General features: G+C 45.6%; 2 protein-coding genes. Both read right to left on the bottom strand.

Annotated elements, in window-relative coordinates:
- The coding region (locus R7P35_RS26185) for a 4-hydroxythreonine-4-phosphate dehydrogenase PdxA (protein ID WP_318093404.1) at positions 1–623 on the bottom strand (623 nt) is incomplete at its 3' end.
- Positions 613–1,052: peptidylprolyl isomerase (locus tag R7P35_RS26180; protein WP_318093401.1), on the bottom strand; the 440-nt coding region annotated here is incomplete at its 5' end. The genes R7P35_RS26180 and R7P35_RS26185, both read right to left, overlap by 11 nt.

Here is a 1,052-nt window from a genome sequence, read left to right as displayed (position 1 = left end):
CAAACATAGATGTTTGGCTCTGCGATGGCAAATTTTTCTACGAGGTCTTTATGAAGAATATCGATAATCTTCTCTAGTCGTTCTTCGGTGACCGCTTTTGACACATACGCCAATGGAATATGTGTGGTAACCAATGCGACACGCAGTCCTTCTGTTGCCAACATCATCACCACTAACGGTGTATTTGATTTCTCGGCAAAGAATTCAGTATGACCACTGAATGCAACACCTGCGCGATTGATCGCCCCCTTGTGAACAGGGCCGGTGACAATAGCATCAAATTCATCATTCATACAGCCCAAAGCGGCTCTTTCTAGCGTTTTTAATACGTAGTGGCCGTTGGCTTCATTAAGTTGACCAGCAATCGCGTTTTCCGAAATTTCAACGTGGTCAACGATAAGTGTGCCCGCTTTTTGCGCCTTAGGTGCTTCTTCAGGATTGTAATCAAAGAGTTGGACATCAATGCCAAGCATTTTGGCACGTTCCAGCAACATGTTTTTATCTGCGCAGACGACAATCTGGTGTGCCCAATCTTCTTTTGATAGAGCCAGCACTAAGTCAGGGCCGATGCCCGCAGGTTCCCCTGCGGTTACGACAATTCTGCGAATTGAATTAGTTGTCATTGTTGTCATCCACGATTTCAACAAACGCACTTGCACGCAGCTCTTGCATCCATGCGCCTGCTTCTTCATTAAACTTACGATTGAACAGAATGCGGTAAGCTTTATTCTTCATTGCTGAATCTGTGCGGTCGACTTGGCGTCGGTCTAACACTTCAACAATGTGCCAGCCATGAACCGTTTTGAATGGTTCACTGATTGAGCCAACTGGTAGTGTTTCAACTTGGTGTTTAAATTCAGGAACATAAAGATCTGGTGTTTGGTAACCCAGTTCACCGTCTTGAGCCGCAGAGCCTGGGTCTTGGCTGTATTGTGAGGCCAATTGAGCAAAGGTCGCTTCGCCAGCTTTGATGCGACGAACGAATTCATTTAACTGCTTTTTAGCGCCTTCATCACTAAGAATCACGGTTGGTTTGATCAGAATATGGCGAG

The organism is Vibrio sp. Vb0304, assembly GCF_033338995.1.
Taxonomy (GTDB): Bacteria; Pseudomonadota; Gammaproteobacteria; order Enterobacterales; family Vibrionaceae; genus Vibrio; species Vibrio alginolyticus.
Note: the sequence above shows the minus strand (reverse complement) of the source record. Positions and strands in the feature narration are given on the sequence as shown.